This is a genomic window from Paenibacillus sp. TY11 (assembly GCF_059772165.1).
Window position 1 is genome coordinate 93,899 of sequence record NZ_JCBAIQ010000017.1, and the last position, 25,301, is coordinate 119,199.

General features: G+C 40.3%; 25 protein-coding genes and 4 pseudogenes. 6 read left to right on the forward strand and 23 right to left on the reverse strand.

The window, feature by feature from the left end; all coding sequences use genetic code 11:
- Nucleotides 1-315: 315 nt before the first annotated feature.
- The 8 genes from AC6EJC_RS18640 to AC6EJC_RS18675 form a co-directional block, all read right to left on the reverse strand.
- Nucleotides 316-648 (reverse strand): DUF3102 domain-containing protein, encoded by a 333-nt coding sequence (locus tag AC6EJC_RS18640; RefSeq protein ID WP_444955243.1) that lies wholly within the window; start codon nt 646-648, stop codon nt 316-318.
- Nucleotides 649-667: 19 nt separating this feature from the next.
- Nucleotides 668-1,378 carry an alpha/beta hydrolase gene (locus AC6EJC_RS18645; protein WP_444955286.1) on the reverse strand — a complete coding sequence of 237 codons (711 nt, stop codon included), beginning with the start codon at nt 1,376-1,378 and terminating at the stop codon, nt 668-670.
- Nucleotides 1,379-1,703: 325 nt separating this feature from the next.
- Entirely contained in the window at nt 1,704-2,180 is a 477-nt protein-coding gene (locus tag AC6EJC_RS18650; protein WP_444955244.1) for a hypothetical protein, read from the reverse strand.
- A gap of 66 nt (nt 2,181-2,246) precedes the next feature.
- Nucleotides 2,247-3,518: a flagellin N-terminal helical domain-containing protein gene (locus tag AC6EJC_RS18655; protein ID WP_444955245.1), complete on the reverse strand. Its 1,272-nt coding sequence runs from the start codon at nt 3,516-3,518 to the stop codon at nt 2,247-2,249.
- A 93-nt stretch (nt 3,519-3,611) separates the two neighbouring features.
- Nucleotides 3,612-4,247, reverse strand: a complete 636-nt coding sequence (locus AC6EJC_RS18660; RefSeq protein WP_023987873.1) for a restriction endonuclease — start codon at nt 4,245-4,247, stop codon at nt 3,612-3,614.
- A 551-nt stretch (nt 4,248-4,798) separates the two neighbouring features.
- Complete coding sequence (locus AC6EJC_RS18665; protein ID WP_444955246.1) at nt 4,799-5,083, reverse strand: hypothetical protein; 285 nt, start codon at nt 5,081-5,083, stop codon at nt 4,799-4,801.
- Nucleotides 5,084-5,195: 112 nt separating this feature from the next.
- Nucleotides 5,196-5,642 carry a hypothetical protein gene (locus tag AC6EJC_RS18670; protein WP_444955247.1) on the reverse strand — a complete coding sequence of 149 codons (447 nt, stop codon included), beginning with the start codon at nt 5,640-5,642 and terminating at the stop codon, nt 5,196-5,198.
- 44 nt (nt 5,643-5,686) lie between these two features.
- On the reverse strand, nt 5,687-6,337 hold the full coding sequence (locus AC6EJC_RS18675) for a hypothetical protein (protein ID WP_444955248.1): 651 nt from the start codon (nt 6,335-6,337) through the stop codon (nt 5,687-5,689).
- 161 nt (nt 6,338-6,498) lie between these two features.
- Between AC6EJC_RS18675 and AC6EJC_RS18680 the strand changes: the two genes are divergently transcribed.
- Nucleotides 6,499-6,714: a helix-turn-helix domain-containing protein gene (locus AC6EJC_RS18680; protein WP_242210791.1), complete on the forward strand. Its 216-nt coding sequence runs from the start codon at nt 6,499-6,501 to the stop codon at nt 6,712-6,714.
- A 189-nt stretch (nt 6,715-6,903) separates the two neighbouring features.
- Here AC6EJC_RS18680 and AC6EJC_RS18685 read toward each other — a convergent pair whose 3' ends face one another.
- The gene (locus tag AC6EJC_RS18685) at nt 6,904-7,125 is read right to left on the reverse strand and encodes a DUF5316 family protein (RefSeq protein WP_444955287.1); all 222 of its coding nucleotides are present in this window, start codon (nt 7,123-7,125) and stop codon (nt 6,904-6,906) included.
- A 385-nt stretch (nt 7,126-7,510) separates the two neighbouring features.
- Here AC6EJC_RS18685 and AC6EJC_RS18690 point away from each other — a divergent pair, with 385 nt between their 5' ends.
- Together AC6EJC_RS18690 and sigK are read left to right on the forward strand one after the other, a co-directional pair.
- Nucleotides 7,511-8,308, forward strand: a complete 798-nt coding sequence (locus AC6EJC_RS18690; protein ID WP_444955249.1) for a hypothetical protein — start codon at nt 7,511-7,513, stop codon at nt 8,306-8,308.
- 832 nt (nt 8,309-9,140) lie between these two features.
- Complete coding sequence (gene sigK, locus AC6EJC_RS18695; protein WP_444955288.1) at nt 9,141-9,683, forward strand: RNA polymerase sporulation sigma factor SigK; 543 nt, start codon at nt 9,141-9,143, stop codon at nt 9,681-9,683.
- Nucleotides 9,684-9,861: 178 nt separating this feature from the next.
- Here sigK and AC6EJC_RS18700 read toward each other — a convergent pair whose 3' ends face one another.
- The 11 genes and pseudogenes from AC6EJC_RS18700 to AC6EJC_RS18750 form a co-directional block, all read right to left on the reverse strand.
- Complete coding sequence (locus AC6EJC_RS18700; RefSeq protein ID WP_444955250.1) at nt 9,862-10,233, reverse strand: hypothetical protein; 372 nt, start codon at nt 10,231-10,233, stop codon at nt 9,862-9,864.
- Between the two features lie 395 nt (nt 10,234-10,628).
- Nucleotides 10,629-10,838 (reverse strand): hypothetical protein, encoded by a 210-nt coding sequence (locus AC6EJC_RS18705; RefSeq protein WP_444955251.1) that lies wholly within the window; start codon nt 10,836-10,838, stop codon nt 10,629-10,631.
- Between the two features lie 115 nt (nt 10,839-10,953).
- The gene (locus AC6EJC_RS18710; protein ID WP_444955289.1) at nt 10,954-11,271 is read right to left on the reverse strand and encodes a putative quinol monooxygenase; all 318 of its coding nucleotides are present in this window, start codon (nt 11,269-11,271) and stop codon (nt 10,954-10,956) included.
- A 3-nt stretch (nt 11,272-11,274) separates the two neighbouring features.
- A complete protein-coding gene (locus AC6EJC_RS18715) occupies nt 11,275-12,441 on the reverse strand; it encodes an iron-containing alcohol dehydrogenase (RefSeq protein ID WP_444955252.1) in 1,167 nt (388 codons plus the stop codon).
- A gap of 14 nt (nt 12,442-12,455) precedes the next feature.
- On the reverse strand, nt 12,456-13,025 hold the full coding sequence (locus AC6EJC_RS18720; RefSeq protein ID WP_444955253.1) for an FAD-dependent oxidoreductase: 570 nt from the start codon (nt 13,023-13,025) through the stop codon (nt 12,456-12,458).
- Nucleotides 13,025-13,168, reverse strand: coding sequence for an NAD(P)-binding protein (locus tag AC6EJC_RS18725; protein WP_444955254.1), 144 nt, complete (start codon nt 13,166-13,168; stop codon nt 13,025-13,027). The genes AC6EJC_RS18720 and AC6EJC_RS18725 overlap by 1 nt, the downstream gene beginning before the upstream one ends.
- Nucleotides 13,169-13,240: 72 nt before the next feature.
- The gene (locus AC6EJC_RS18730) at nt 13,241-13,492 is read right to left on the reverse strand and encodes an oxidoreductase (RefSeq protein ID WP_444955255.1); all 252 of its coding nucleotides are present in this window, start codon (nt 13,490-13,492) and stop codon (nt 13,241-13,243) included.
- Nucleotides 13,467-13,676, reverse strand: coding sequence for a beta/alpha barrel domain-containing protein (locus tag AC6EJC_RS18735; RefSeq protein WP_444955256.1), 210 nt, complete (start codon nt 13,674-13,676; stop codon nt 13,467-13,469). Before AC6EJC_RS18735 ends, AC6EJC_RS18730 begins: the two co-directional genes overlap by 26 nt.
- Nucleotides 13,673-14,319, reverse strand: a pseudogene (locus tag AC6EJC_RS18740) (oxidoreductase). The gene AC6EJC_RS18735 and the pseudogene AC6EJC_RS18740 overlap by 4 nt, the downstream one beginning before the upstream one ends.
- Nucleotides 14,320-14,407: 88 nt before the next feature.
- On the reverse strand, nt 14,408-15,364 hold the full coding sequence (locus AC6EJC_RS18745) for an NADP-dependent oxidoreductase (RefSeq protein WP_444955257.1): 957 nt from the start codon (nt 15,362-15,364) through the stop codon (nt 14,408-14,410).
- 42 nt (nt 15,365-15,406) lie between these two features.
- Nucleotides 15,407-15,566: pseudogene (locus tag AC6EJC_RS18750) on the reverse strand (aldo/keto reductase); the annotation flags it as partial.
- A gap of 259 nt (nt 15,567-15,825) precedes the next feature.
- Here AC6EJC_RS18750 and AC6EJC_RS18755 point away from each other — a divergent pair.
- On the forward strand, nt 15,826-16,485 hold the full coding sequence (locus AC6EJC_RS18755; protein ID WP_444955258.1) for a type 1 glutamine amidotransferase domain-containing protein: 660 nt from the start codon (nt 15,826-15,828) through the stop codon (nt 16,483-16,485).
- Nucleotides 16,486-16,617: 132 nt separating this feature from the next.
- Here AC6EJC_RS18755 and AC6EJC_RS18760 read toward each other — a convergent pair whose 3' ends face one another.
- The gene (locus tag AC6EJC_RS18760) at nt 16,618-17,481 is read right to left on the reverse strand and encodes a LysR family transcriptional regulator (RefSeq protein WP_444955259.1); all 864 of its coding nucleotides are present in this window, start codon (nt 17,479-17,481) and stop codon (nt 16,618-16,620) included.
- Nucleotides 17,482-17,512: 31 nt separating this feature from the next.
- On the reverse strand, nt 17,513-17,851 hold the full coding sequence (locus tag AC6EJC_RS18765; RefSeq protein WP_444955290.1) for a winged helix-turn-helix transcriptional regulator: 339 nt from the start codon (nt 17,849-17,851) through the stop codon (nt 17,513-17,515).
- Nucleotides 17,852-18,088: 237 nt separating this feature from the next.
- Between AC6EJC_RS18765 and AC6EJC_RS18770 the strand changes: the two are divergent.
- Together AC6EJC_RS18770 and AC6EJC_RS18775 are read left to right on the forward strand one after the other, a co-directional pair.
- Nucleotides 18,089-19,229: pseudogene (locus AC6EJC_RS18770) on the forward strand (MFS transporter).
- A 13-nt stretch (nt 19,230-19,242) separates the two neighbouring features.
- A pseudogene (locus tag AC6EJC_RS18775) lies at nt 19,243-19,700 on the forward strand (LLM class flavin-dependent oxidoreductase); the annotation flags it as partial.
- An 818-nt stretch (nt 19,701-20,518) separates the two neighbouring features.
- Here AC6EJC_RS18775 and AC6EJC_RS18780 read toward each other — a convergent pair.
- On the reverse strand, nt 20,519-25,105 hold the full coding sequence (locus AC6EJC_RS18780; protein ID WP_444955260.1) for a fibronectin type III domain-containing protein: 4,587 nt from the start codon (nt 25,103-25,105) through the stop codon (nt 20,519-20,521).
- Nucleotides 25,106-25,301: the final 196 nt, after the last annotated feature.

Below are 25,301 nucleotides of genomic sequence, written 5' to 3' on the forward strand. Positions count from 1 at the left end.
GCAACGTGGTTTCAATCGTACGTATCGGAGAAAAATATCCAAAAAAGATTGATGCATCAAGGGATTTTTGAGCTTTTATAAATTAAATTGTGAAAAACTAAAATTTGAAAAATCCTTTAAATATCTATGTTTTTAAAAACAGCAAACACGTATCGTAATCGTAACAGGAATAGCGGAGTGGAAGTGTTATTTTCATGTTTTTTCACTCTATCAAGCTGGTTCTATATAATAGAAGAAACTCAACTTTACCTCAAACAACTCACGCACAGTCATCTCCTCCACCGTCTTCTGTTCACCAGTCGAAGGGACAGTATGCTACTGATTAATAAAATCTAGACGATCAATAGATTCGGGTAGAGACAGCATTTCGAATACTTTGCTGTTTGCCAAAAGCGACGACGTCGTCGCATTTCCAAACTGCTCAAAAGCTTTTATCATTCTTTGTGCTGTTCTGGGAGTAAAATCAACTGTCTTTAACCACTTTTCCCACTCACCATGCACCAAATCATTCTCTTTCACATGCTTCAATCGTCGCCCAATCTCAAACACTGATTGACCAGCTATTTGTTTGTAGCTTATAGAAGATGAAAACAGCGCTGGATGGTATGTAAAATGGGAAGCAGTGAGATAAAACTCCTTGCTTCCCATTATGCTTAATTTGCGTATATTAATTTGGAAATAAATGTTCTTTCAACCACTGCCTATAAAACTGCAGTTGCTCTTTTGTGTGAAAATAATGTTTTCCATGCTCCATCACTTTTAGATGGCAATGAAATCGGCTTGCAAAAGTAGATATCACATCATATTCACATAAATCATCTTCAGAACCATAAAGAATTGCAGTTGGCTTATTCCATGTATTAACCGGATGTGATTTAACATAGCAGTAATAATCCCAATAAAGTGTTTGTCCAATGGGTGTAGATATTTCTCTTTCAACTTTTAATCTATCCTCACTTACACTGAACCATGTCATCATATTTTTGATTATTCTCTCCATATCTAGCACTGGAGAAAGAAACAGGCATTGTTTAAGTGGGAAATTATTATAAGCAAGCAAACTAAAATACGCACCCATGCTACAAGCGAAGATACTGATGTCATCCCATTGCTTTTGTGTGTAACGCATGATTATGTCAAGATCATGAACACAATTTTGAACTTTACAGGCGTACGCTTCTTCTTTGCGGTCACCATGTTCAGGCAAATCAAAACTAATGACTTGATACCCTTGTACCGTTGCTTCTTCGGCAAATATAACGATCGCATCATCTGCCTTGTTTGACATATTACCGTGGATAGCTATAAATATCTTATCTGATTTACCACCCCACAAAATTGCCGGGATACCCTCTATTTTCAATTCTTGTTTTATCATTACTTTATCCTCGCTTAAAACAGCCAGTTGTATGTTGTCTTCCTGTTCAAAATGTTCTTTGCGATTCCACTGCTCCAAATTTATTTTGTTAGAATTCATGATTATCCTCCTAAAAGTAGTAGTATGGGTTTTTAACTTTTAGGAGCTGTCTTGTCTGTCAGTACCATACTTTCACCCGATTCCGATTTTTTTAATTGAGTGCTATACCATATGATGTGAGTATCTTACCTGTAACTGTTAATATGAATAGTTGAAGCTGGAACTCAGGCTTTCTATATTATGTCATAACCCTTGATATCCGTAGGTTTAATGCTATGTTAAATCCTCATCGCCTCTCAACAAAATACCTGTTGGTCATATACCAAGCTTTACCCTTCTCTGTATCAACCATACCCTTCTTGCTATCCAAGAATACAATATCACTACACTCCTTACATCCCCATTTATTCCTTTTATACACTGACTCTTCTATATAGGAAGCACCACATTTACATTCTACCTGAATCAATGTCTTGTGCTGACTGTATGCATCTGCTAACTGTTCACTGGCTTTACTTGCTACTGTAAATTGCTGTATCACTGCTATATGTTCTCTTTGCTCTGAGTATTCATTATGTACCTTAAAATCTGCTACCAACTCAGGGTTTAAACCAAAATATTGTTTACCCACTGTAGTCACATACTTACTTCCTACACGATATGATTCTATCCAGTCCTGTATTTGTTTAGTGGATAGATTAATAGTTCCTTTAATACCGCTGTTTAACGTGTAGGTCATTGTGTGATGCTGGTTTAGATTCATTTATCATTCGTCACTTCCAATCGTGGGAAATATGTAACATAGCATAAAATCATTATAACTAACAATTTAAGACTTGAGCATTTGCAACATACTCTCTGGCTTTATATTAGCCTGTGTCAGAATTGCTTGTGATGTCTGAAGCATAATCTGATTTTTAGCCAACTGGGTCATTTGTTTAGCAATGTCGGCATCACGAATGCGAGATTCCGCAGAAGTAAGATTCTCCGTATAGTTGTTGATATTGTTAATTGCATGCTCCAAGCGATTTTGGTAAGCTCCCAATTTAGAACGTTCTGATAATACTCTATTAGTAGCATTATCAATATCTTCTACAGTAATTGAAGGGATCACTTTGTAGTTATCGAATGAACCTTCTGAAAAGGCTGTAAACACTCCTGTATATCCTTCAACCATACTTGAGTTAACAGAGTAGCCGTTTATGTCACCTATCCCTTCAACCGAGAAGGTATAATAGTCTCCAACAACTGAAGCGGAAAGCTTATAAGTCTTTCCCACATTCGCTGCTTCTACTCCTATCATCCCAATGTTTCTATAGATTCCATTTACTCTTTCTCCTAAATAAATTGCTCCTTTTTGTGTATACCAGCCAAAGACTTCATTATCATAACTTTCACCTTTAATGATAATCCCTACATTTCCTTCTGGATCAGCAGAATTGAATTCCGCATCCACAGTTATTGTCATTTCATTATCCTTAATCACTTGAGACAATATTGTTTTGTCTCCTATACCTAATGTTTCTTGCCTAAGTTCTCCATTCTTCACACTCCACTGCCCAGCATCGGAAAACCACTGTGAGAATTTATTATGATCGTCAAAGTTTTCTTTATAGTATAAGCCGAGATCCATGTTATTTATTGTAATTGGAATATTACCATCAGCGTAAACATTCCTAGAGAACGAGCCATCAAACAAATTAATCCCATTGAACTCGGTATTGCTAGTTATACCATCAATATGATCAAGCAATTCAACCATCTCATTAAGGATATTCTCTTTATCACTATTTTGTAGTATCCCATTTTCCTTCTGAATAATTAGTTCCCTGATTCTGTGTAAAGAATCATTAACACTTGCCAAGGCTCCATCTGCTGTTTGTAGGAGAGAGATACCATCTTGAGCATTACGCGCAGACTGATTTAATCCACGAATCTGCGCTCTCATGCTCTCTGATATTGCTAAACCAGCCGCATCGTCAGACGCACGGTTAATACGTAGTCCTGATGATAACTTCTCCATCGTTTTATTGACAAAACCTGTACGCTTTTTTAAGTTGTTACTTGCAACTGTTGCCACAATGTTCGTATTGATAATCATATGTTCTCCCGTAATTCTCTGTCTTCATAAGATTTTTAAGTACATTATATTCTTTCAGTAAAATCATCGTTTTACTACGGGAGTATCCAGTATCTAGTTACCTGAAGCGATAAGCTTTTCAGCCTTGCGATCCTTTTTAATCACTTTACTGTTATTCCTATAGTCATCCCATGAATCCAAACTCAAGTAAGGCTCTGCTTCAATGATATCTTTTACCTTGCTGTGCTGTTGTTCTTTGAATAGCTCAATCATTTTAATTAAATCGTTGCGATCCAACAGCTTTACTCCATTATAACTGGCTAACTGTTCACACGAAGTTGTGTATTTGCTTGAAGTAATGACAATAGATTTCTTAGCTCTGTAAAATCGCATAGAACTATAAACTTCCTGAACTGCGCTCAAACCAACAGGATTGCTTATTGCATACCGTTTAGCCTGAATGACATTACGGTAGCCCTCTCTGTCCGTAAATACCAAATCTGTTCCAAAATCTCTACTGTCTTGTGTTTTATACGCATCACCATAGCCTAAACACTGGAACAGCCTGAACAGATACATTTCAAAGTCCTTGCCATCCTCCATACGGTCTATTTCGTTAATGCCAATTTTATAAGGGTCAATATTCTGCGTTACTTTATACGGTTCCTGAACTCTAGGCTTCTTAAATAAGCGTAGCAACACCAAAGCAATCAATACAACAACGACACACACTATCACAAATATAGACAACAATGTTCCTCCTTAGCTACTTTGGCTCTTTTTCACACTATCTTATAATACAACAGATAGGGATAATTTCCCATATATTTTGGATAAGTATAGTAGTTTAGCAACAAAAGAAACGCCTATTACTAGGCGCTTAGTATCATATTCAAAGGGTAACAATTTAGCATCCCCCAACCTATATGCACATTTCTTCTTGTTTCAGCTTCCTTTTTTCATACGCCTACCTGTTTGCTTGAACCAGCACTTTTAGACTGATCAATTGACCATCCCAAGTCTGTAGAAAAAGTTTCCCCTTGATTAGTCGTCCACATTTATACATTGGTTATCACTCCTTTATTTGATTTGATGATAGTTATATGAAAGTTCATAAGTTTGATACTACGACTTAATAAGTCAATTCATTGTAGTGTTGTCTTGCCTGTTCAATACTTATTTCATCGAATACACGATACATTGCTCTTGTGAAACTTTTTATCTGTACAGGTTCATAATCTAACCGTTCCATAGTATCAATCCAACTCGTTACGATACGATGTTGCGATGAAATGGTACTTTTACATTGATTGAAGTTCTTCAATTTCCTTCTGTTTCTTTTCAATCTCCAAGTCAACTAATGCATGTTTAACAGCAAGCTTAAATGATTCAGCAATACTACTATCAAGCAAATTAAGTTCAGGGCAGTTTACAGGCTTGTTCTTGTCTATTACATCGACGAGTGGATCAAACCTTTTTCCTTCGTATCTGCTGGCAACTTGGAACATGTAGACAAGTAACATAGCTGCACCATTATGTTCTTTTATGAATTTTTCATATAATGATTGATGCAAATCAATATCCATAACGACACCTCATAAATGTTATTAATAATTTGTTATATGATTTAACAGGACAGATAATGACCTATGATGAGTGAAGTATGTAGTTTGACCTGTCCTGCTATGTATTGTTGAATTAGATAGATAATGCCACTTTCAACGAGGTTGAATACTTGCAGCATTTAATATAAGCGTCATAGATACGTTCTGGATCGTCAGTTTTAAATCGATTTACTTTCCAAACTGGCATTTCCTCCTGAAATAACTTTTCCAATGCTGCTTTCTTGTTACGGTAGTAGTCATATACAAAGTCAGCTTTGAATGTGTAACCGTTTCTGTCAATATCCTCTTTCCGTATGATTGTTAATAATGACAATTCAGTCATTGTGGGCAACTTACGTTGAAGAAATTCATTCATGCGCTCAACTGTTTTAAGCATAAATTTCATTTTGGTAACTAGGATCTCTGCTTTAGGTGAAACTTCAAGAAACCAGCAAAGCTTTTCAATTGTCAGGTCAGTGTGATATGGAGTTTGAGTAGTGGTCAAATTGACTATCCCTTTGTTGTTCAATGTGATTGTCATTATGTATCTTCTCCTTTTGGAAAATAGTTGTGTCACGTGACACCCTAGAAACCTGAAACAATTCCTCTCGATTCATCCTCAGCACGTTCAATAGCTTGTATAAACGGCGTTAAAGGTTTCTCTTGTTTGTACTGAATAGCCTTCTCACATGTGCCTCCAGCAGCTTCCCATTCCCAATAAGCGATGATATCAATAGGCTGCAAAAAATACACGGACAAGGCTTCCACAGGATTGACAGCGTACAATTGCATAAACTGTTCATCTGTAACTTGATCACGCTGAAGGTATTCATCTTTCATTTGATGAAGTAAAACAAAAGTGGCTTCTCCATTGACGTTTACGATTCGATTTACATACTCATTACGGCGCTCAACTGTGTTCAAGATGATTTGCATGTCATTGCGAATGCCAATTGCTTCGGGGGAAATATTGAGCATATTGATTAGGTCATTTGTGGACAAGTTAGGATTGTACGGTGCTGGTTCGATAATACGAGTCCAATTGTCGTCATTACCATGCTCAAACACTTGGATAGCGTCCGACACGTTGAGGCCAATAGTTTGCCACTTGCGATTTAGAGCGTCGGTTACGTGGTAATAGTGCAGTTCTTTTTCGCTGGCTTCCTCTTCTGGTTCCCAAACTGGCTTCATTCGTATAATGTCGATGATGGCTTGCTTGTTTGCTTTTTTCGTCACTGGGTATCTTCCTCCTTGAGAAATTGATAAAATGGTGATGAAAGTGCCAAAGAAAGTACTATAAAACCTAATATAATATACGCATAAACGTTTACTGGTACAACTAAATAATACACGCTTATGCGTTTAAAATAAATCTTTTTCTGGAGGATTATAATTTTATGAAGCTAAAATTAAAACTGAGGGAAGTTATGAAGGAAAAGGGGGTCACTCAGATGGAATTATCGAAAAAGGCAAATGTACGACAAGCAGCAATATCCGAATTGTGTAGGAATGAACGTGAAGAAGTTAATTTAGCGATGTTGACAAGAATTGCTGACGCATTAAACATTAAAGATGTATCTGTATTGATGCAGTTCGAGGAAACAGAAGAATAACCTACAGAATACTAAAATCATCACCTACATAGACACAGCAAAGAGCCTAGAAATTTATCTAGGCTTATTTGGGTATAACTTACAAAACACTATATTGTTGAGTATACCCAACATTTCAATAAGCGAAGTTTAAACCATTGATAGTAAAACCAAAATATAAAGAATTGCCTATTTGCCTTGCTCTAAAATTCACAAAAAATGACTTATGATGATTGGAAGAATAAAAATTACGCCACAAATAAAAAATATCAAAGTCCATTTTAGTCTAATTTTACCATCTTTACCCACAGGATCGGCATCTCGTTCATTATAGTAGTTTGCCCGTATTCTATCCCCACTTACACCTATCCCACTTATGATAATTGCAAGAACTATAAAAACAACACCTATAATAAATAATATATTAGTAATTTCTAGGCCCTCCTAACTATTCATTTTCAACAAAAAAACAAACAAGGAAAACATAAAATAATTTATCTATATGTGCAATCGTAACTAATCATACACACATTTGCAACTTTTAGTTACAGCACATATTGAACTAGAAAATTCAAAATATCAAATCAATTTTCATTAAGTATTTATACAAAATTTTGCTTTCCGAAACTTTTTCAATACTAATTATTTACTATTCCATAATATTCATGTAAAGTATATAGAAATAATAGGGATTAATCTTCAAAGAATAGTTCCTTCTTACTTTTTTATGTAATTTTTTTGTTGACTTCCCAGATTACTAATATATAATAAAAGACGAATTAACAAAAAAATCATAATTAGGAAAGGGTTGGTTTTAATGGTTGGTTTTAAAAAGGTTATAGCTTTATCTACTACTGCCTCTATTGCACTAACTTTATTCAGTTTACCTGCATTTGCGGACAATAGTCCCACTGTCCAAGAAACTCAGATTAATTCTTCTACACAAAATAATGTTTCAAATATTTTTAACAAGCAAGATTTAGTGGTAACCCATGAAGCTCAAGAGATTACTGATTTAAAAGAATTAGAAAGAAGAGCTAAAGAAGGAATTAGCGACCTAAGTACGAATGAAATCTCTTCTGCGCCAAATATCCAGCTAAATTTAGGGACTGATGAAAATACCAAAGTCATCAGAACAGCCCAAATTTTACAAACTGCTAAAAATGAAGATGGAGTTATACTTAACAAAGTTGCAATAACTTCAATTAGTTATGATGAATCAAAATACTCATCAGGGTACGACTCAACAGTGGGGAATAAAGCCTACGCTACAATTTATGTTGATGATTGGTACGATCCAAGAGGGGTGAAATATTGGGATCTCCAACATGTTTCAGGTGGATGGGAATTGGATACTGGTGTATCAATTCCAAGCGGTACTATAACAGCAGGACAAGCTGGGGCTACTTATGGAGGTATTGGATTTAGTCAAAATAAAACTTGGAACGTTTCTGGCACTACTTTTAGTTACGATGTTCCCGCATCTTGGGAACCAGTAACTTCTATCGGTGGTGGAGGATTCCTTAGTACTGTAGTTGGCGTAACAACAAAAGTCAATTATAAGAGAGGGACATCCACATGGAGTCATACCTTAACCAATAATTTCACTTCATAACATATAGATATAATTAAAACTCATCCATGTTCAATAAAGAGGCTCTCCTAAATTTTTCTTCAATTCGGGGCAGCCTCTTTATTATTCAAGCTATTTCAAAAGCTTAATTAACCGACTATTTCCAATTTTCCGTATTGATATTTATCCTGTCTACTGGTTTCCTTTTACCAATTCCAGTTTTGATCTGCAACAATTGATTTCCCCTACATTAAGCTTCGCACAATTTTGCTTATCGGTATTCAAATAAGAATGAGACTGTAACTGCTCGACGCCGAGCTATTTGTATATAAAAAATCCAGTCACCGTCAATATGAGGGCAACTGGATGGTAAAATTGGTGTTTTATTTAGAGGGATGGATAATCCACATACCTCTGAGACGCTCACACGTTCGTTTTAAGCCTGTTATTTCGGATTCGGGATAACTGGAGTGATTTGTAAATAACACAAATTAAAAACCATCCTTATTGGATGACTTAGAGTGATTACTGACTAAACACAGGCATTAAGTTATTTGCTAATGAGCTTAATCAATTTATAGACACATTAGCAAACATATTTGATCCTTCTGCTAAATGTTCGAAGAATAAAACAATACCTGCGAACATAATAACAGCTATAACTATTTGTGGTGTACTCTGCCTTATTTCACGTATAAGTTGTCCCCTTTGATTTGATACCTATATTTTACATTCTGGATGTATGACGGTCAAATCTGATGCTGTCCTATTAAATCATAATAAACTTGTCCTCTTTTGGCACAAGCTTTCTTGGTTTATTGGAGCCTTTAGGAAACTCTTCAATTTCAAAAATCCCCCGGAAATAAAGAGCTAACTGCTCATTATTTTTACTTTGTTTTATATTCACATCTTCAAAAAATTCGATAACACCGGCGAAGATTTGGAGGATCTTATATCCATCGGCACCATCGGACTGATCAAGGCCATTGAAAGCTTTCAGACCGGGAAAGGTACAAAGCTCGCTACATTTGCAGCCCGTTGTATAGAAAATGAAATTTTGATGCATCTCCGTTCATTGAAAAAAACACGCAAAGACGTATCTCTCCACGATCCTATAGGGACCGACAAGGAAGGCAACGAGATTACTTTGATTGATATCCTCGGCACCGAGGCGGATGATATTGTTGATAAGGTACAGCTCAAAATCGAGAAGAGTAAAATCTATCGCAACCTGGATATTTTAGATGAGCGTGAAAAAGAAGTGGTGATTGGCCGATTCGGCCTGGAAGCCGGAGGAGAGGAACGAACACAGCGGGAGATTGCACGAGAACTGGGGATTTCGCGTTCGTATGTGTCACGAATTGAAAAGCGCGCGCTGATGAAGTTGTACCATGAATTTTACAAGCAGAAGGGGTAATGACTAAGGAAATACGTAGAACCCCGCACTGTATGGAGGCCCTAATCAGGGCCTTTTTTCATTATTTGTATTTCAGACAGAGTTCTTTTTAGATACGTAGAGATCTCTTCGACACAAATAAACTCACTCCATATAGTCAAAGGTAAACGTGTTTTTTCCTCTATTCTTCAGTAGAGTATTAACTTTTTTCTAAATATGACAATGGGAGTGGAGAATAGACAATTGTATCTCCATCTTCATTTCGTTTTAAAACAATAGCAAACTCAGCCCCATTACTCTCATCCCCTCTTGGCAACGGGAATATCATAGCCGGACAACGCAACTCATAATTATGAGGAAATACTTTTCGAAAGTTCTCTAAAGCATAATTCAGAATCGCATCTATTTTGTCGGTAAGCACATTAAATCCGCCTATTACAAAATCATTGTATTCTTGAGAAGAGGTATACTTCTCAAATAATTTTCTTTTATATTCCTCCACAGTACTAAAACAAACTTCCCAATCCAAAGGGAATAAGCCATCTCCCAAATAATAAGTATACATTTCCATATTCGATATATTCCTTTCTCGCACCTGAAATAGTTATTCATATTCTTAACATGGAACTCCCAGCCCGCAAATGAAGTTTCTATTATGATGCTTGACCACTTAAACACTAGTATGAATTTCATGATAAGAAATACATTCATTGAGAGTTTCATATAATAGTATAAAACATTTTCGACAAACGGAGATTCCAAAAATACTTCCCCTAAAAATGTTTTAGTTGATAATAATCTCCATTGGGAAAGCAGCTTAAACAACAAAGGCGGAGAAATCATTCTATATAAGAAAACACATAACAATGTTGTCATGCGTCTTCATAGTAATGTATTTTCTTGAGATAAAAGTCTTAGATATTATGGAACAGAGGTTTGGATTGTCAACAGAAAACTGGACAACTATTATGAGGGGATCTTTCTGGCCTCTACTGGCGTGAGGTATCCCGGTGTGCCATGGATGCGCTGGTGGTTGAACCAGTTCACATCTGCTTCCCTTACGAGTGTCGTAGACCTCGCCAGCCTTATACTCTTCTTTACCCACTCCTGAAGCTGGATCTTGCTCCAAATTCCCAATCGGGCTGAAACGGTGGTGTAGCTATCTTCCCCCTCCAAGTTTACTCCATCCTCATGATACATATGGACTTTTTTGAGTGTCTACTTGAAGGGGATAATACCAAAGCATAATTTCGCTTAGAACCTTTTTATGTTTTCCTTTTATCCATCCAGATCAATTAATTTCGTGCAATCGATGTGTTTGCCTTGACTCGATAAGATCCTCTGTATTACCTAAAAATTGCTTATAATGGTCTTTTTGAATATGGATGTTTATAGACTCCTCATCTTTCCAGATTTCATAAAACACAAAAACTGCATTATTTTCTATAGATTGATGAAGGATGTACTTTATGCATCTTTCATCAATCCGGAAGATGAAACAAATTTTACCAACTATTGATGCAGTAGCTGTTCTTTCACCGGTTTTGCTTGAAGAATAGCTGCAATCGATATAGCGCTCATTTTCTATGATCTCCCTTCTTTCGTTGATTGACTATAATGATTTTCTTAAAATGGTCTCCACATCTTTTTTATTTAAAGGGACATAACTTCCAATGGTTTCGGTGACCATTGTTCTTTCAACCATTAAATCGATTTCTGTACCGTCGATTCCATAATCGGAAAGTTTCTCAGGTGCTCCGAGCGAACTCCAGAACTCACGTAATTTTCGAATCGTCTCTGCCGCCACGTCAGAATTTTTTTTGTTTTCAGCTTCAATTCCAAACACGCGAACCCCTAATTGAGCCACTTTTTCCGGTTTTTTGGAAGCGACAAACTCCATCCAAACAGGGAACAAGATTGCTAATCCGCCGCCATGAGGAATGTCATGAACGGCTGATACCGCATGCTCGATCGTATGGGTCGCCCAATCCGTATGAACACCCATGGATAGAATGCCATTTAAAGCAAATGTTCCGTTGAGCATGATGACCTCACGGTAATCATAATTATAGAGATCATTTATCAAATTGGGGGCAACTTCCATTGTCGTCTGTAGGATGGATTCACCGACCCGTTCTTGCAACGGGGCATTGGATGAAGCATGAAAGTATTGTTCAAAAACATGGGACATTATGTCTACCATGCCGTAAACCGTTTGGTTTTTGGGCACTGAAAAAGTGTTTTCCGGATCCAGGACACTGAATTTAGGGAAAATATGATCGGAGACAAAAAAACGTTTATCCTTCTCTTCCCAGTTGGTAATGACCGAACCGCTGTTCGCTTCTGATCCTGTCGCAGAGATGGTCAACACGGTGCCGATAGGAACGGCTCTCGTTGCTGTTGCTTTATTCGTTACAATATCCCACACATCACCATCGTAGTAGACGCCTGCAGCGATGGCTTTTGCACAATCAATTACGCTTCCTCCACCCACAGCTAGGATAAAATTCAAATTATTTTCTTTTATAAGGTTGATTCCCTTATTCACCGTTGTTAACCGCGGATTGGGTTCCACTCCGCTCAGTTCCTCCACATAGACATCTGTAATTTCAGACAGGGCTTTAATAACTTGATCGTACAACCCATTCTTTTTAATACTTCCTCCCCCGTATAGAAGCAAAACACGCCGTCCATAGGTTGGAATTTCATTTTTGATTTCTTCTACTTGCCCACGTCCAAAAAGGATTTTGGTAGGATTGTTAAATTGAAAGGGATTCATTGTACTCCTCCTTTTTATATTGCCAAAGCAGTCTTGTAAGCAAGGTTGATACCATCCAAAGCCTTACCTACAACTGAAGCATCACCAAGAACTTTAACGCTGTACTTATCTACAAGTTCTACAGCCAATGAGTTATTGGATCTTGATCCTATTGCCAGAACTACCAAGGAAGCAAGCAGCGATTGGGCTCCCTCTTCCGTTTCAATGATTACACTGGTATTTGTTATTTCCAGTACCTTCGAATTTACATAAGCGGTTACTTCATTAGCTTTTAAGGACTTCATTAAGAACTCTTTGGACGCAGGCTCCATATCGGCTGCAATTTCCGGACGCATCTCAACAATTGAGGTCTTTCTATGAACGGCAATATGTTCTGCAGTTTCTGCCCCTACTAACCCGCCACCAATGACGACCACATCTTCTACCAGATCAACTTTACCCATTAATACATCATTTGCGGTATATACATGAGATTTGTCTGCGCCTGGTATTCCAGGAATGATTGGAGTGGCTCCCGAAGCGAGAATGATTTCATCCGGGTTAACTTGTTCCACCAATCCTGTAGTCACCTCGGAATTTAACACTACCTTGACTCCCGCTCTTTTCCTGGAGGGATTGCCGCAAGGAGCCATTGTCCGCCAAGCTTATTATTCTTTTCATATATGGTTACATCATGACCGCGTTTGGCAGCTACAATAGCCGCTTCCATACCAACCGGTCTCTCCACCTACGACCATCACTTTCTTTTTAACTTCGGCTTCCTTGATCTCATACTCGTGTTCTTTTCCTGTCGCTGGGTTTACCAAACAGGAAACAGGTCTTGCTGAGCGATCCTCCACTGGCAGCCTTGTCTACAGCCGATACAGAAAATGATCTCATCCAGTCTTCCTTCCTTCACCTTGTTCGGAAATTGAGGATCTGCTGTTGAAGCCCGGCCCATGGCCACAAAATCTGCCTTGCCTTCCTTTAGAATTGACTCCGCCACATGTGGATAAATGATTTTGTTTACTGCAACACCGGTATATCTACCACGCTTCTTTTTCTTTAGCATAGTCAGAGAATACGGCCGTCCTAACCGCCGTAGGTGCAGATACGATTGCCCCGCTCTTGTAAACACCGGCAGAAGCATGTATTGCCGCAACGCCATTCTCCTCCAAGATCTGACTGATTACTTTAGTATCCTCAATGGTTAGTCCGCCATCTACCAACTCATCAGCAGAAATTCTGTAAATCAACGGGTAGTAACACCAACCAATTCCTTGGCTCTGGCGATGATTTCAAGCGGGAATCTTAATCTGTTCATAAGGTTTCCACCATAAGCGTCGGTTCTCTTGTTGGAGAAAGAAGAGACGAATTGATTGATTAGATATCCATGCGCTCCATGAAGCTCAACCGCATCATAGCCTGCTTCTTTACATCTTCTGATGGCTTGCGCAAATTTCTCCACCATTTCCTTTACTTCCTCCGTTGTTAATTCAACAGGAGTTTCCGATTGAGTCGGATCTTGAATGGCAGACGGGGCAACCGGTCTCATGCCCATAATTTCACTGCTGGCTTCTCTGCCTGCATGATACACTTGAACAGCTATTTTGGCACCTGCGTTATGAACCCTTTCCACCAATTCCTTATGTTCTACCATTATTTCATCTGACCATAAACCCGCCATATTCTCAAAGCCGGCCTCCGAGGTTCTATTGCATTATCCTCAGCGATGATCAAGCCCCAGCCGCCTTTGGCTTTTTCCTCATAGTACCTAATGTATCGTTCAGTCAATCTGCCGTCCTCTGCCGCATATTCGGATAACATAGGCGGGACAATCAGCCTATTTTTAATTTCTAAATTTCCTATTTTGCCTGGTTCAAAAATTTTCTTAAACATGATAATCCTCCCCCTTTTACTGTTTTTTAATTGTGAAATTTTGCACTTACATGATGTTACAGAACGAGCTGAAGCGTATACTGATTGATCAGTTTGTATTACTCAAAACGATCTTCCCTCGTGTTCGCCCTGTCTGGCTTAAACGGTGGGCTTCTCTGACTCCGTCAACGGTAAGTGGAAAGACTTCGGTTATAACCGGCTTTATTTTTTGTACTTCGACTAGCTCGCGAATGTGGTTCATATTCTTTCCGTCCGGACGAGTAAATACAAACTTAACCGTCAACTGAAGCTCTTTTTCTAATGCATCTATATAATCGGGACGTATGACATCCCGCCCGCTAATGAGGGTTGCCACTGTTGCATTTTTCTTCATGAATTTCAGAGCATCTCCATAAGATGAACCTCCAAGCGTATCCAGCATAAAGTCAAATTCCGTCGCTGTATTCATACTGCCCAGGTCATAAGCGAGGACTTCATCCGCCCCCAAATCACTCACAAATTCACTATTTTTAGAGCTTGTTGTCGTCGCCACATATGCGCCGCATGCTTTAGCCATCTGAATGGCAATAGAACCAATCCCGCCACTTCCCGCTAAAATCAGTACGTTATCCCCTGGCTGAACATTTCCTGCTTCTACAAGAGCCTGAAATACTGTGAGCCCCACCAAGGGAAGAGAAGCCGCTTCAACATGGGTCAACCCGTGGGGCATCGGTGCAACAAGGTTTGCAGGGACCACGATTTCATCGGCATACGTACCCTGTTTTTCCATTTCCGGTCTAAAAAAGACGTCGTCTCCCGCTTTAAATTCCTGCACCTTTGATCCGACAGCAAGCACTTTCCCTGCCGCATCCCAGCCTAATATAAGGGGGAGCTGATATGGAAAATCTTTTTTCAAATGCCCTTCCCGTATTTTCCAGTCTACGGGGTTTACTCCACTTGCTTTGATTGAGATCAACAGGTCCTCTGGGCCCAATTGTTCTGTTGGAACAACAACTGTCTTCAATTGTTGTTCATCACCATATTGCTCAATGCCTATTCCAATCATCAACTTTCACCTCTCTTGGCGTTGGACAAAGCCACCGCGAATAACGGCTGCTGTATCAATACTGCGATATCCATGTTTAATAGCGAATGCTACTGCATTTTCAAGTTCGGGACCTTCCTCAACTTTAAATACACCCAAACCAAACCACGGCATGCTCACACCATTACGCAGTGTAGTAGTAATCTTGTAAACTATTCACCATTTGTATCTTTCCTCCATTCATTAATTGCTCCGGGTAGAAACGTGTATGGCAAGGATTATTATAAATTCAGTTGAACATTATGAGTAGTACGTACTTTTTAGTACTGTAGGCACTAAAAAGTGCCTACTAAATTTTTTGGGAACTATTCGAGACCTATAAATAAATTTATACCTTTATGCCCATTATCTAATTGGATATATTCCTGGGCCAATTATACAATGGGGACTGCAAAACAAATTCCCTAAAGGAGAGAAACAACATGCCAAAAGATATAGCCATTATTGTTACTTCAGCGGATAAAATGAATAATGGGAAGCCAACCGGTCTTTGGCTTTCCGAATTCGCTGAGCCTTATCTGGAATTCAGCAAACAAGGATACCAAATCACCATAGCCAGTCCATTGGGCGGTAAAACGCCAATTGATGAGTCCAGCATAAACGCGGACACTTCCAAGGAGATTCTTGACACTGCCCGCTATCTGGAAAATACGGTGAAATTGGACGAGATTAAATCCGAGGACTTCGAAGCTATTTTCCTTCCCGGTGGTCACGGTACGATGTTTGACTTGCCCCAGAACCAAAAGCTCCAATTACTGCTGAGAGAATTTTACGAAGCGGGCAAAATTGTCGCCGCAGTTTGCCACGGACCAGCCGGATTGGTCAATGCCACTTTATCCGATGGAACTCCTCTGGTTCAAGGAAAACGAGTGACAGCCTTTACCGACTCGGAAGAGAAAGCAGCAACCTTGGACGCCTACATGCCTTTCTTGCTGGAATCCTCATTACGCCAAGCGGGGGCCGACTTTGTAGCAGAATCCGACTGGAGTAATCATTATGAGGTAGACGGAAATTTGATTACCGGGCAAAATCCTCAATCTACCGAAAGTGTTGCCAAAGCAATCATTAATCTGCTCGGGTAAGCAGAAACGGAACCGTCATTTAAAAGGACGGTCCGCTTCTGCGAAAAATATAAAATAATTTAGTGCGTGAAACATATAAATTCTTATATTTTATAAATAAAGCTGCGAGCCTATCCGGTTCGCAGCTTTATTCTATCCTATTATGCTTTTTAACTTTTCAATCACCATTTGAAGATTCGGGTGTTCTTTGTCCTTCACCCTATACGCAAGATAAAGCTCATTTTCGACAGTGTAGTCAGGAAAAACCACCTTCGTTTTGCCGAGGGACAAGGATTCACGAATGAGATAGGTTGGCAAAAGGCTCATCCCCATATGACTTTCGATTCCTTTCAGTATCCCGCGTAAATCAGGAATAACATGGACCGGTTCCCATTGCGGACGTTTATTGAAATGCTGCCGCCAAAATCTTCGTATGATTGGCAATTCCAGTCCGTAGCTCAACCAAGGCTGCAGATTTAGCCATTCTTCAATATCGTCCGCCGGAGATTCATAATTCATTGGAGCGACGAGTACGAAGGTTTCGACTTCCAGCTTTACGTAAGAGAAGCCCGGAACATCGTTTTTTCGCGAGGTAATAATAATATCGACTTTATCCTCCTGCAGATATCCCAAGAGCTGTTCAGCCGTTCCCAATTGTGCAATAATGCGAAACCCCATAGATTCCCCATACTCCAAAAGCCGATAAAGCATATATTCCGGTGCTGCACCTAAGCGTACCTTCGGAATTTCGGTAAGGGACGGAGCTTTGATGCGCAATGTAATATTCTCTAAACGCTCCAAAATGGGCGCAACGAGTGTATACAGCTCTTTCCCCTTGTCCGTAGGAACCATCTTTCGCGGAGTCCGCAAAAACAATGGCTCTCCCACTTCACTTTCCAAGGCCGACAAATGCTGACTCATCGCCGGCTGTGTAAGGTAACGGCTTTCTGCGGCTTTAGAAACAGTTCCATTTTTGTAGATGCTTATGAAACTCCGGTACCATTCAAAGTCAATCATAATGCCTCCAGACTTACTGTACCCGAATAATTTATTTGGAAATTTCAATTTCGGGGCCTTCAACCATTTCCATATGCTGCTCACCCCAAGCACACATCGTATCAAGAATGGGTTTCAGAGACCATCCATATTCTGTTAACGAGTAAACAACTTTCGGCGGTATCTGTTCGTAAATACTTCGTTTCACCACTCCGTCCTCTTCAAGCTCACGTAATTGCTGGGTAAGCATTTTTTGGGTAATGCCAGGCATTAATCTTTTTAATTCGCTTGTTCGCTTCTCCCCCTTATCTAAATGACACAAGATGACGACCTTCCATTTGCCACCGATCACTTCAAGAGTAGCTTCAACTGGAATGTTAAACACTTTAATTTACCTCCTTAAGCAAAGTAAGGTACTTTTTGGTGTGTATATAACTTTTTGGTTACTACGGAACTTTAAAGTATGTACTTATCATTTATTCCTTACAGCTCTATACTAGCACTCATAGACCAAAAGTAAAGTTTACTTCGGTAGAGTAGTTAGAATCACAACTAGGAGGAATATTTGCATGAGCCAGTCATCTGTACAATCAGCCCCAATGCAAAAAGAAACATTAAAATCAGGTAACTGGGCGCTTCTAGCCTTGCTATAAGTGCTTTTGGTATCGGAACAACTGAGTTTGTTCCAGTAGGTTTGCTTGCATCCATCGCAGGTGACATGAAAATCGGTCTTACCCTGGCTGGCTTGCTTATTTCAGGTTATGCCATCGAGGTTGCTGTAGGAGCCCCTATTCTCACTGCGCTCATCAATCGTATTATGTGGCTGATGGTTATTTTCATTATCAGCAACGGGATTGCCGCGCTTTCAACGTCATTTGAACTGCTGCTTATAGCTCGTTTCGTTACAGCCTTCTCCCATGGTGTCTTCTTCTCCATTGCATCAACTATTGCTGTCCAGTTACAGGCCTGTTAGTATCTCCGGAAAAGAAGGCTAGTGCCATCGCGCTTGTGTTCACTGGTCTTACAATTGCTGTTGTTACAGGTGTATCATTAGGGACAATCATCGGGCAAGCCTTCGACTGGAGAGCGACATTCTGGAGCGTTTCCATACTGGGTGTTATTGCGATTATTGCCAGCACCGTCCTGATCCCACGTAATTTGAAGCAATCTCCTCCTGCTAAATTCTCGGATATGTTCCGACTGCTCACAAATGGCTGGCTGCTTCTAGGCTTTTTGATTACTGCACTCTGTTACGGAGGAACGTTTGTCGCATTCACTTATTTAACCCCGCTCCTGCATGATGTTACAGGATTCAGTCATGGCGCCATCAACATTATTCTGATCTTCTATGGTATTGCTGTCGCATTCGGCAACTCTATTGGAGGAAAATGGGCCAACAAAAACCCGATACGCGCACTGCTTATGATGTTTATTTTACAAGCTGCGGTTCTGATTCTTTTAACCTTCCTCATTCCCTTTAAAATAGCCGGCTTGATTGGAATATTCTTAATGGGACTGTTTGCCTTCATGAATGTGCCAGGTCTCCAATATATGTTGTCCAATTGGCTGAAAAATACGTTCCTTCGGCGGTAGACGTCGCTTCCGCACTTAATATTGCAGCCTTTAACATCGATATTGCAATTGGTGCTTTTATCGGCGGTGTTGTTGTAGATTCTATGGGCCTTGGGCATACCCCGTGGATCGGAGCAATCATGGTTTTCGTTGCGATTATACTCACTGGCATTTCTGCCAAGCTTAAGCGGAATTGAGGGAGCAGCGTATATGTTTGATCATCATGAAAGTTATCAAAGGATGTACAAAGAAGGAGAGTTAACGCTTGGTCTCCACATCCCGCTAGAGAATTATCAAATGAAGATACCGACAATGGCGCACCAGGTTGAACTAGCAAGGCTGCTGAAAACTACGGGTTTACTGCACTTTGGCTCCGGGACGTTATCTTGAAAGATCCGAATTTCCTGGACCCGGCGGTTGGACAAATTTATGATATTTTGATTTACGGTACACATCTTCTCAGTCAAACCCAAAAAATCGCTCTTGGGACATCTGCACATGTACTGCCTCTTAGCCATCCACTTCGGCTTGCGAAAGAGGTTGTTACAATTGAAGCGCTGTTTCCCCAAAGGCTAATTATGGGTATCTCATCCGGAGACCGGCAAGCAGACTTCCAAGGACTTGGGGTTCATCACCCCCGCCAGGGTGCTCAGTTTGGGGAAACTTTCTCCTGAATCATTCACAGAGGAACTGTCGCACTTGACTTGACAATCCGTCTTCAACATAACATAGATACTTTCATTTCATTAATATCTTCGTTTACAATATACCACAAATTAATCGTTGTAGGTTCTTGTCCTATGCTCGAATAATATTCCTACGGTTCCACATACGAAGGGAATGATTGCAAAAAATACGAAAGGTCGTCTTCATGTGTAGCCCTCCGTTTTAAAAATTCGTTTACAGCCCCATAAGAGTGGTAGGAACGCTATAACAGAGGTTAACTTTATTAAGCTGTCTTTGCATGCCAAAGATTGTATAAATTAACTTTATATTTTATACAAGCTTAGGATTGGCGGTGCTTCGTATGTATTGGGCTCAAGTAAAATCCGAATGGACATTTTATAAAACTTTTTTTTAAATCCCTTCCTATCATTCACTCATTACACAAGCATTCAGGATATCATGTAATATCCTAAAATGATGATGGTAACGGCTTCCTCGGTTGCTCACTTTTCGTTTTGGATAATATAATTTATCTTCTTTGGTCCACCCCCAACTTCTCCAGTCTCACCAACACACCACCTTAACGAAAAGTATCAATTACGATCCAGTAAATTGAATTCGATATTAATAATACCATATATCGTCATATATAGGGTGGTATATATACTAAATAAATGCAAAAAAAACAGTAAAAACAAGAATTTCTGTTTTTACTGGTCTTAAAAATGTCTCAAACATATACCCAAAAATGTATCAGTTATCAACCAAATCTGTCTCAATTATTACCGTTACTCACACTGACGCAACCCCTTGATTTTACCTATTTCATTTGAAGCATGTTATAAATCATCTCAGCCGCTTCCGCACGCGTGACTTCCTGTTTGGCACGGAAGCTGCCATCTGGATATCCTTGCACTAAATTAATTTCGGTTAGACCAAATACATCCTTTCTGGCCCACTCTACAATTTGAGAGGAATCTGAGTATACACCGCTCTCTTGCTGTGGGGTAGCCTTGATAACGTTATTCACCATTTTAGCCGCCTGCTCCCGGTTTATGACCCGATCTGGACCAAATACTCTGCTACTAAACCCACGAGCGACTTGATCCTTAATCGCTGTTTTGAGAAGATCAACGTACCACGCCGATGGATTGATATCCTCAAAACCTAGTGTCACATCCGTTTCAAGCGGTAATTTCAGGGAACGGACAAGCATAGAAGTGAACTCCATACGCGTTACGGGTCTGTTCGGCTCAAAAAGCGTGTGGTTTGTTCCCTTTACTACACCCAAATCGGCAAGCGTATTTATTTTCTCTCTATTAAATACCCGATCAATGTCACTAAAATGATTTGACTTCGTCTCAACTGTTGAGCCTTGAATGGGCTCTGTTTCTATCGGCTCCTTTACAACAGGCTGAATCGGTTTTACACTCCCCGCACCTCCTGCTCCACCACCTGTGTCCACAGTATTAACCGTTGTTTTTCCGTTCGCTTGTTTTGCCTCTGTTTGTATTCCTTGACTATTTTCTGCCCAAAGTTGAACTGTATACAACTGCCTCTCTCTAAGTTGTCTCCAGATATAGCTTCGATCCTTACCACGATATAGTTCTGTGCCTCCTTCACTGGCGAGAACGAAAATATCATTTTCATGTTCTGACTCCCAATGGATGATAAACTCACTATTCGTTGTTTCCGTCTTCGAAAATGCAAACGCTGGAGACGGCAGCGTCTCCACCTCAGCTTCTGCCTGCTTACCTTCACCACTTGTGTTCACTGGCTTGACGGTAATACGATACAATGTAGAACTGTCTAATCCGTCTACTTTAAACTCATGAGTGGTCGTATGACCAATAAGCACCTCATTTTGGTAGACATTATAAGCATCTGCACCCGTAGCTTCTTTCCACGTAACAACCAAGTCGGTATCCGTTACACTTTTTACAACCAATCTACTATCTGTTATTTGACCTGGCAACGCACGATACGTAAAGCGAGCTATATTACCTACCCCCGTTGTATTCATTGCTTGTATGCCAAACGAGTAAATCATACCAGGCTGGATATCTGAAAGCTTAATATGGGGATCTCTGGTGTCAAAAACTTCCCCCGTGTCTCTGCGGATTACAGCATATTGATAAGCGCTCTTGGTTTCATCCCAGCTCAGCGAAATCTGGCCATTCCCGAGTTCTGTAACTTCGACATTTTGTACTTGAGGCGGAAGTGTCAGCAGTTCACCCCACGCTGGCTGGCTGAAACCACCACTGTTCCCGCTTCTCACTTGAAAATCGTAGTTTTTCCCGCCTGCTAAACCGGATACAACTACATGTGGTTCTGTACTGTAATAATCTTGACCGTTGATCGTTACCTTATATTGAGTTGCCCCATCAACCGGGTCCCACATCAATGTGGCATCGTGCTCGCGAACATCTACAGCTGCAAGTTGTACAGCTGAATTAGGTAGTGTTAATACGTTGATAGATGTATCTTTACCCGTACCACTTCGATTGTAGGCTCGTATTTTAATATTCGCAGACCTACCTGCTGGCAAGCCCTCAAAAGTATAAGAATGGATACCACGTGGAATCTGCACCTTCGGTTCATCGTTAACATTCAAGATGTATCCTTCAGCCCCCTGCACATCTTGCCACGCCACACCGATAGAATATACATCCTTCGTCACACCCGATAATGTAGTTACCCGATCAGGTAATGTGATGACTCCCAGATGAGCATAGTCTCCGAATCCTGTTGCATTTTCAGCGGAAATGCTATAACCATACTCTGTTCCCGCCTGAAGATCAGTATCGGTGAATTCTGTATACACATCGTTATATACCGATACTTCGTCTCGCTCTAGAGCGTAGTAGGTGGCAGTGATTACACTATTCCACTTCAAGTCGATTCCATCTTCTCTTACAGTTACATTCCGGAATCCGTTCGGGCTGTCTGGTAAGCTTAAAAAAGATACATGCTTTGCTGCACCCTCCCCAGTTTCATTTATAGCTGATACTGAAACTTCGTAATATTTACCAGGCTCTATTCCCGTAATTGGATTATTCACATCCTGTGTGACGGTATCCCTAAATATGACTTCTCCCGTACTTACGTCCGCTGCTGTAATATTATATTTGTTAGCTGAAAAAACTGGCGTAAAGTCGGCCATGATTTCAGCAGATTGACGAGAGACAGGTCGTAGCTGGATATGATCAGGGGCATCAGGTAACGTTAATACATGGATTCGATTGGAATACGCATTGCCTCCTACATGATTACTGGATCGTACTTCATATTCGTATTGTTGTCCTCCTTGTAGCCCTGTATCTGTAAAAGAATTTGTCGGATGCGTAACATCCCAAACCTCATTCGTTGTTAGATTTCGGACTGTATAGACGTAACCATCATCAAGGCCGGATGGGAGAGTCCACTGCACATCAGCCTCTGTATTTCGCACGGATGTCGCCGACAGCACAACCGACTGCGGCTGCTTTTGAATACGAAGTGCACTGCTGACCGTTTCATAAATGTTACCCGCCTGGTCTTTGGCCTTGGCATGAACATACCATTCACCCTCATTTGAAAGATCCATTTGGATTGTTGTATCAGCTGCAGCATCCCAGTTTTCGGGTGAATCAGGGCTGTTCGTGACCTTATACTGCATTGTCGTTGGTTCGATCCCTGAATGCTGGTCAGCATATTGTATTCTGACATGAATACTTGAATCCTTCCATTCACGCGAATCGGGCGTCAGTTGGATCGTCGGCGGTTCCAAATCGATATAAGACGTGGCGGACACCGGATCGCTTCGATTTCCAGCTGCATCTACAGCCTGAGCATTCACTTTTACGATACCGGAACCATTTAATATTCCCGATGAACCAGGCACATAGGCACCAGAACCCAATTGATATTGATAATGTACTGCTGTAGCATCCGTTGCACCCGATAGAGCAAATTGTACTGGCTTATTGGTATATCGGGTAGGTATCGTCACCTCGGAAAACGTAACTTTCGGAGGCGTTGGCTTGGTTCGATCAATCATGATTGATTGAGTCACCATTGGACTAGACACATCAAGATTATTGATCGTCCGTGCTGATAATTCGTAAATACCTTCTGCGTTTAATGTAAAAGTGCCATTGTATGTCTGCCACTCCCCCATTGGACCCAAGCGATACTGTGTCATCTTAATTCCATTTGTAGGGTCACTTCCTGAATCAATAGCTATATTTACATCACGGAGCGTTGGACCTGTCTCGCTAGCCCGGATAGCAGGAGCAGTCGGCCCCTTTTTATCAATGGTGACCTCTTTGCTTACTTCTTGGCTCACATTACCGACGCTGTCAATGGAGCGTGCATAAACCGTGCTTTTACCATCTTTATTCACATGAAACACTCCACCATAATCCTGCCAATCCTGATTCACAACGCCCGTCATACGAAATTGAGTATGGGCTAGTCCAGAATAATCGTCTGTACCCGGTTGTAATGAAATGGTATAGTCATTACTGTTTCCCGTTGCGTTTATGATGGGTGGAGTTGGTGGCATCTTGTCTATTCGGACATTCCCGGAAGAAAGACCACTATACTGGTTATTCACGTCCACTGTCCGGGCATAGATCGTATTTACACCGTGGTCATATACAGTAAAGGGCCCAGTGTATTGCTGGAATGCTCCTCCATTCAGGCTGTATTCATAGTATTTTAGTCCTTCAGGAGCCACGTTCCCATTTATCCGAACGGTTACAGGTTCTTTGATCCATCCTGTGACCGCTTGGCCCTCTGCGCCTGCATGAATCTGGGGTGGTTTAGGCATTAAGTCCGATTTGGGAATAACACGGATTCCAAACTTGGATATTTCATTACTTGTCTGCTGGTTAGTTCCCATCGCTCTAAAATATCGAATATCCCTTAGTGTAATAGAGCTCGTAATATCTACCCATTTGCCTTGATAAAAGCTGTCGGCATAAAATTTAGTTGCACTAGTCCAGGTATATAAGTTCGTTCCGTTAGGTCTCCAACTGTCCCCTGCTGCGTTATTAGATGTATATATATCTGTATGATAAGACCCTTCAATATAAACAAAAATCCTGTAATCAGAAGTTTTAATAGATCTTCCAATATCAACAAAACGATTTGTCGGCTGCGCACTACCAGCACATTTATATCTTGCTGAACCCATACCGCTGTAAACTTCCGTTGCTCCTATTCCACTTCCTGACGGAGAGCCCCAACTGTCACCCCCACCCGGTAAATTGTTTTGGCAAAAAGGACCTCCAATGATCTCTTGGGTAGCAGCTGATACCCTTTCCGGAAATATGGGAATGGTCATTAATAAGAGGAGTAAAGCCAAAAATCCATACACCCACTTACTATACTTCCTTACCTTTCGCTTATTTTTTCGATACATACACTTCTCCTTACTTTATTTTATTTTCAAAGAGTTCTACAGACTCGCTTCGGCTAAAATAGAAAAAGCACCTCAAACGCAGGCAGTAAAGCCTAAGTTTGAGGTGCTTCCTCAATATCACGAGTATGTTTTGAAGCTATTATACTTCGTTCCAAGCAGGATGTAAACAGAACAGCAAAATTAAATGTTATAAATT